General features: G+C 46.1%; 7 protein-coding genes. All 7 read left to right on the forward strand.

Going from position 1 to position 6636, the window contains the following annotated elements:
* Positions 1-72 precede the first annotated feature (72 nt).
* The 7 genes from QEH59_RS17935 to QEH59_RS17965 all read left to right on the forward strand — a co-directional run bounded on the left by QEH59_RS17935 (position 73) and on the right by QEH59_RS17965 (position 6556).
* Entirely contained in the window at positions 73-756 is a 684-nt protein-coding gene (locus tag QEH59_RS17935) for a DUF1573 domain-containing protein (protein WP_308986763.1), read from the forward strand.
* 173 nt (positions 757-929) lie between these two features.
* A complete protein-coding gene (locus tag QEH59_RS17940; protein ID WP_308986764.1) occupies positions 930-1727 on the forward strand; it encodes an alpha/beta hydrolase in 798 nt (265 codons plus the stop codon).
* A gap of 23 nt (positions 1728-1750) precedes the next feature.
* Entirely contained in the window at positions 1751-1942 is a 192-nt protein-coding gene (locus tag QEH59_RS17945) for a hypothetical protein (RefSeq protein ID WP_308986765.1), read from the forward strand.
* A 42-nt stretch (positions 1943-1984) separates the two neighbouring features.
* Positions 1985-3754 (forward strand): hypothetical protein, encoded by a 1770-nt coding sequence (locus QEH59_RS17950; RefSeq protein WP_308986766.1) that lies wholly within the window; start codon positions 1985-1987, stop codon positions 3752-3754.
* Positions 3755-3767: 13 nt separating this feature from the next.
* The gene (locus QEH59_RS17955) at positions 3768-4646 is read left to right on the forward strand and encodes a hypothetical protein (RefSeq protein ID WP_308986767.1); all 879 of its coding nucleotides are present in this window, start codon (positions 3768-3770) and stop codon (positions 4644-4646) included.
* A gap of 89 nt (positions 4647-4735) precedes the next feature.
* Complete coding sequence (locus tag QEH59_RS17960) at positions 4736-5785, forward strand: hypothetical protein (RefSeq protein ID WP_308986768.1); 1050 nt, start codon at positions 4736-4738, stop codon at positions 5783-5785.
* Positions 5786-6271: 486 nt separating this feature from the next.
* On the forward strand, positions 6272-6556 hold the full coding sequence (locus QEH59_RS17965; protein ID WP_308986769.1) for a hypothetical protein: 285 nt from the start codon (positions 6272-6274) through the stop codon (positions 6554-6556).
* The last annotated feature ends 80 nt before the right edge of the window (positions 6557-6636 follow it).

Consider the following 6636-nt stretch of genomic DNA (forward strand, 5'->3'; position numbering starts at 1 on the left):
TGAATAGACTAGTCAAAAGATTTGGCTCACTCTGATTCGTCGATTGTTTGTTGTCGTTAGATGAACGACGCAATGAGCCAATTACATAAAACAATTAAAGACACATTTCTATTTCCGCTGCTAGCTGTAGCGCTGCTCGGGGTGAATTCGGCTCAGGCGGAGCTTAAGTTCGAACGGACGGTGATTGAAGACACGATCGCGCCGGATGTGAAAAGTTATCCTTTCGAGTTTGCTTTCAAAAATGAAGGTGATTCTTCGGTCGAGATCAGCGAGATCAAGACCACTTGCGGTTGCACCACCGCGAAGCTGGATAAGATGACTTATGCCCCAGGTGAATCCGGTGTGATCAAGGGGGATTTCTCGGTCGGGAGCCGTCAGGGCTTGCAGAGTAAGAAAGTCCGTGTGCTGACGAAAGACTTAGCTCAGCCTGAAATTCAGCTCGCGCTCAAGTTAGACATCCCGCAATTGGTCACGATGAAGCCTGGGCTATTGTTGTGGCGAGTTGGTTCGGAGCCAGCTGCGAAGACATTGACAATCACGCCCAACGCGGACCTCGGTGCAAGGGTCGTGTCGGTTGAATGCGAGTCCGCTGACTTTGCGGTTGAGGCGCTGCCGGCAGTGGCAGGTTCAAACGACATTGAGGTCGTGGTCGCGCCCTTGAAAACCGAAGCGAGTGGCCGGGGCTTGGTGAAGGTGACGGTCGCAATGGCCGATGCAGAACCGAAAATTATCTATGCCCACGCTTTGATTCGTTAATCCTCAGGCGACGAACATCTTCGAATCACTCAACTACACTTTTAATTACTAGGCAAAAACTCTCCACAATTAAGCGCAATTTAAGCGTGATTGAGCGGTGCCCCTCATGTCTCACAGATTCTATTAGACCGCTTAAAAACGCTTAAATCACGCTTAAACCAGACCTCTAAAATATGAAACTTATCCGCATATTCCTTTGCTCACTGCTTGCTCTTAGTGCAAGCATGGTCTGTGCGGATACCTATGGCTGGCATGCGGCTGAGGTGCGCGGTGACGAGCAGGCGGTATTAGTGCTCTGTCCTGGCATGAATGGAGATGGTGCGTTCTTTCTGAACGAATCGTCGTGGATGGATTTTGCTAAGGCCAACAGGTTGGGTGTCATCGCGCTCGCTTTTAAATCGAAGTCAGAGAAAATGTATGGTGAAGCGCGTGAAGGGTATTACTGGCCGGAGCAAGGTTCGGGGGAAGCTTTATTGGATGCGGTTCGCACAACGTACGGTCGCGATCTGCCCATTTTGATTTATGGCTTTTCAGGTGGCGCGCATTTTACCAGCCGCTTTGCTGAATGGGCACCTGAGCGAGTCATTGCCTGTGCCGCGTATCCGGCCCAGTTCTGGGACGCACCGCAAATAAATAAAACTAATCCTCCGGGTATAGTGGCATGTGGCGAGCATGATGGCGGACGTTGGTACCCGAGCTTTTCTTACTTTTATCAAGGCCGGCAGCAACAAAAGCCTTGGGTCTGGGTGAGTCTTCCAGGGACTGGGCACAACCGGCATGGCGCATTTGAACAATTTGTGCGCGATTTTTTCGAAGTTACGAACGGTCAATCCAACATAGCCGCTTACGCCGACGTTGAGTCGGGCGAAGTCTTTGAAGCTTCAGAAGAGGCCGTCCAGCAAGAGTTGATGGCGATCTTTCCGAACCAGAATCTAATCCAAGCATGGAGAGAATTGCATGCTTTTAAATAAAAACACCAAAACTGAAAATAACTATGAAACTTAATAAACTTCTACTTCTGTTGCTACTTGGCCTGATTGCTGGAGCCTATGGATTTAGCCAATATCAGTCGCTAAGCTCTGATCTTGTTGCGTGTTGTCCCGTCGAAGATCCCGAATGTGATGATGATGACGACGATGACGATGATGATGACTCAGATTCTATGCCTAGTCAGGTTTTGGTTTAGTTCGTATATCTTAATTTGTAAGATCAGGAACCTGCTCTAATAGTGAAAACAATACGTGCCAGTTTTGTAGACTACGCCCTTGCGCGTTTGGGGAAACCGCAAGGGTGTTTTGGAGCGAGGTTCCTGACTCTTATTTTTACCTTCTTGTTGTTTTCGATTGCTGGTCAAGCGCGGGTGTTGGATCTGGACGCGCGTGACAATGCCTTGGGATCTGCTAATTCCTTTGGGCATGGACGGATCGTGCGTGTATTGGGTGAGCTTCCCATGGGTGGAGCGAGCTTTCCTATCAACTTGGTTTTTAATACCAATCCTGCCGACGCTCCAGGTGCTTTCGGGCCTTACTGGCGTATCCCTTTACTGGCATCGACCGTCGTCCAATACAAGCAGTACAAGCTTTATTGGGATGGTCCTCACGAGCGACGTCAATTCTTCTCGCTGGATCCAAGCGGTGATACACGGCGTGGGGAAAAGGTGTTTGTCGAACGTGGTCAAGACTGGAAGGCGACCATCGGTCGCAGGGGTGCAGTCTTGATCGAAGCGCTCGACGAGTCTGGTTATATTTTTCGATATGATGAGGGAAGGCTTGAGGAGTTTAAGCTGGGTGACTCTGCAGCAAGATGTCGTGTTACTTACTCGGGGAGAGGATATCCGCTTTACATCACAAACGCTGAAACCAATCGACGAATTTTCGAAATTGAATACCGGGGCGCGACTGGCCCTGAGCGTATCGTCATCGGCGAGCAGCGCATCGAGGTCGAGATGGGCGATGGCGAATTAACCGCGCCCGATGGCTCAACAAATTACCGAAATTACCGTGTCAGTTTCTTGCGTAGCTTACGATTTGGTGAAAACAGCGCGGAGTATTATTCTTACAGCAAAGCAGACGCACGCAAGCGAGAGGTATTCATTGTGGATGAAGCGGGAAAGAAGCTGACGAAGGCACTCGATCTCGCAGTAAATCGAATGGAGATTGCGAATGCCGAGAACGGAGGTGCAGATTCGGATAATTGGATCGAGTGGGAAGCGGGGAGTGGGTTTGTGACCGCAGATGCCGGTTCCACTTATGCGGTTAAAAACAACTCATGGGACCCGAATATTAACGAGGGCAATTGGGATGTCACCCCGGACGCGGTCGAAATGACTCGGCTTCCCCTTGATGGTGACGAGCAACGCTGGTCTTATGTCTGGAATTCAGGGGTGCGGGTTTATACCGATTTGGCGACGGGTGAAGTGATTCGCCGCACAGTGATTAGCTCAAAAGGCCCCGCTAATGGAAAATTGCGCAGGCGTGAAGTGTTGAAAGATGGTAAGTGGGTGCTGGACCGTTTGAATTCATACGACCCAAAGGGTAGGCCGATTCGTGCCGTTTATGGCGATTCGATGCGTATTTGGAAATGGGAAGATACGCATGATGGAAGCGAAGCTGTCGAATACTTGGATGGTAGATTAGTCCGGCGCACCGTTTACAATTCAGCGGGAGAATTTTTGGAGCGGGAGGTTTTCAAAGCCAATGGTAACGTGGATCGATATGTGTATGACGATTCCGAGAACGGCCGATCCATCGCGCATTACTTAAATGGCGATGCGGTCTCATACAAGGAATTCGATTCGCAAGGTCGGCTGAGCTACATGAAATGGGCCGATGGCCGCGAGCAGTTTTGGGATCGAAGCAAGGGGGAGGAACTCTTTTTAACGCTCTATCCCGATGGTCGCGAGTATCTTGTCAAGCGTGAGGCAGATGGCTATGTGCAAGTGGATGCGCCTGAATTGATTTCAAATGCAGTAAAACTTTTAACTCAAACCAGAAAATAAAACTAAACCGAATATGAAAAACCTAAAATTAATTCTACTACTGCAAGCATTTGTGTTTGGAGTCTTGTCTGTGAATGCTGATGACGACTGTTGCGCTGATGGCAGTGATCCAAGTTATGAATGTGAAGATGGAACTCTGGTGTGCGATGCTAGTGAGTGTCCTTCGTGCACAATAGATAACCCAAATGCAGAGACAGAAGGGTATGAATGCTGTGACGGCGAGGAATATGACCCGAATGTTGAACATCCTGAAGATGAAGGAATTACATATACTTATGTGCAGCCAGCATCTATCGAGAATATTTTGGCCGAATTTGATATTTCAATTAGTGGAGAGGGAACATATACTTTAACAGATTTAGAAACTGGAAAGAGTTGTTGTTCCGACTCAATAATCGATTATAAGACTGGATCTAGCACGTTAGATGTTAAGTTAGAGCACACTTCCACCGCACTCGCCATTCCTATTGTCAGCAATGCGATCAAATCGATGGATAACCTACCATTAGTGGAAGTTCGTCACACAGGAGAACTTAAGGTTACTGTTAACGGTGGGGGGACATCAACTCAGTCCTTGAATGATGGGTGTGAGGAATTGACCGGTGTCTTGACTATGTCGACGACTGTAAATGCTGGGATTAATGTCGAAGTAGATACTGATTTTTGTTTTGACTGTCCTGAGCTTGATGAATTTGACGTTGACCATACTGGTAATCTCTCTGGCAGCTTGGGTATTAGTGGAGCTTACACGCCAACAGACTTGGCGGATACTCCATCGGTTAGTGATTTTTCAGGCTCTTTAACTGGTAATGTTTGTTTTAACATGTTTGTGGATTTGCCCGCGCCTGTTTCAAATATAAACATCAATCGTTGCTGGCCATCGTCAATCTGAGAACAATTTACTAAAGTAATTAGACACTCTGACTTAGTTCGCAGTGGGTAACGAGTCGTTGCTGAAGAAGCAAAATTCAAACTTTAAGAATGATGAAACAAATTTTTATATTTTTAATACTATTGACGAAAGTTTTTAGTGAGAGTGTTCCTCGCATTCAATTCCTGAACGAAGTTGAAAGTGATGGACTACGCGGTGCTTTCAGTCAAAAATTCTTGTCTGAAAGAGCGAGTAGGATGGTTGATCTTGATCGCAACTTCGTAACGCATATATTATTGCGGGCAGTTGAGAGGGAGGGACTAGACGGAGACTGGTATTACATTTATATTGTAGATGCTCCGTCTATATTAATAGAGGACTCTCGTAATTTTGCGGACAGAGTTGCCTACGGTGATGTGTCTGTCTTTCCTGTTAGAGTTCTCCGAGAGGATTCGGTTTTCAAAGTAGTTTTAGCAACGCGGGAAACAATACATTATTTCGAGTCTGACTTTAGCATCCATTATAGAAGTGAAGATGGTGAATCAATAGTTAAAGAATCAACTGCATTTAGCAGCGAAGATGGAAGTTCTAGTTTAGAACAGATCAATGACGTTCGAGAACCGAAGGGTTCAGGCAACGATTTTGATGGATTATATGAGGTTTTTAAGTTAGACGAAGCTGAAGATTCTGCCCCAGTAATCGATTGGAAGACCTTGGATTGTAATCTTAAGATCCTTAACCTAGGCGAACGCCCAATACTAAGTGCATATGGCGATTTCGTAAGTTCCCAGTGTTCTGGTGATGTCCAGTCTTTGGAAAATGTAATGACTAGTCAGGCTTGGATTGAGGTTGAATCAGAGATTAAAAAAATGAGCGAAAGCAGATACATCGATTTTATCAAATCTTATTGTGCTCAATTTCGGGATGCTGAGTGTGTTTATGCCGTGGGTAAAGAGAAGTCTGATAGCACAATTGCGTATATTGCTAAACTTACGGATTTTGGTGGAGGCATTAACTCGTTTGCTATGCATCGCTTATTGAGAGAGTTTGATGGCAGTTGGAAAATAGACAAAGAAATGGATGCAGGAATCTTGACGAAATATGAGAATTCATTAAGGAACAGGTACCGACTTATGAGATCAGAAACTAATCCATTTTAGTTCACTGAATATTTACCCCAGACTATAGATTTAAATGAGACGAGCTATAGCGTTCTTTATCGACTTAATTCTCCTGTCAGCTCTTATCTCTTGCGTTAAATCTGTAAGTGAACTTCGTAGTGTAGGCGAAGTCTGTATGGCTTTACTTTATTTTACGATTACGTCACTGTTATTTAGGCGGAGCTTGGGACAACTAACGATCGATTTGAAGATTGAAGTGTATAGTCACGGGCTTTGCGAGTTATTAGTGTTGGAATTTCGCTCCATTTTTAAGGTGATTAGTTTTGGATTACTTTGTTTGCCTCTTATCCCCTTTTGGCGTTCTGGTCGCAGTAGAAAGTCGTTATTAGATCTGATCTGTAGAACACGAGTTGTAGATGCTAAAACGGGGGCAGGGCATAGAAAATGGGGCAAACGAGGATAGGATCCGGGTCAAACGCAGAGGATAGGATCCGGGGCAAACGCAAAATATAAAGATTCGATTTGATGATGTCTTATAATCTTAAGGCGCTACTTCGTGGCATCTTGCTTAGTTTGCTTTCGATGAGTTCGTATGCCACTTCAGCTGAAGAAATTTACGAACTCGTCGAGCCGACGAAGCTGGCTCGTTACAGTGACATAACCTATTACGTTCGTTTGCCTCAAGGACGCGCCGACGAAAATCTAGGTCGGGCATCTTCTGGGATGGAAACTTCCGTGCGAGGTGTCATGGCCTTGGTGACTTGGGGCGCGCAGCCAGAGGATGTTGGTTGCATGATGACAGGTGACTAGTCTGAATAGACTAGTCAAAAGATTTGGCTCACTCTGATTCGTCGATTGTTTGTTGTCGTTAGATGAACGACGCAATGAGC

Origin of the sequence: Thalassobacterium sedimentorum, assembly GCF_031127905.1 — a bacterium.
GTDB lineage: Bacteria > Verrucomicrobiota > Verrucomicrobiia > Opitutales > Coraliomargaritaceae > Thalassobacterium > Thalassobacterium sedimentorum.

Coding starts and splice junctions, on each gene's coding strand:
- QEH59_RS17955 (WP_308986767.1), top strand. CDS start 3,768: ATGAAAAACCTAAAATTAATTCTACTACTGCAAGCATTTGTGTTTGGA.
- QEH59_RS17940 (WP_308986764.1), top strand. CDS start 930: ATGAAACTTATCCGCATATTCCTTTGCTCACTGCTTGCTCTTAGTGCA.
- QEH59_RS17965 (WP_308986769.1), top strand. CDS start 6,272: ATGATGTCTTATAATCTTAAGGCGCTACTTCGTGGCATCTTGCTTAGT.
- QEH59_RS17935 (WP_308986763.1), top strand. CDS start 73: ATGAGCCAATTACATAAAACAATTAAAGACACATTTCTATTTCCGCTG.
- QEH59_RS17945 (WP_308986765.1), top strand. CDS start 1,751: ATGAAACTTAATAAACTTCTACTTCTGTTGCTACTTGGCCTGATTGCT.
- QEH59_RS17960 (WP_308986768.1), top strand. CDS start 4,736: ATGATGAAACAAATTTTTATATTTTTAATACTATTGACGAAAGTTTTT.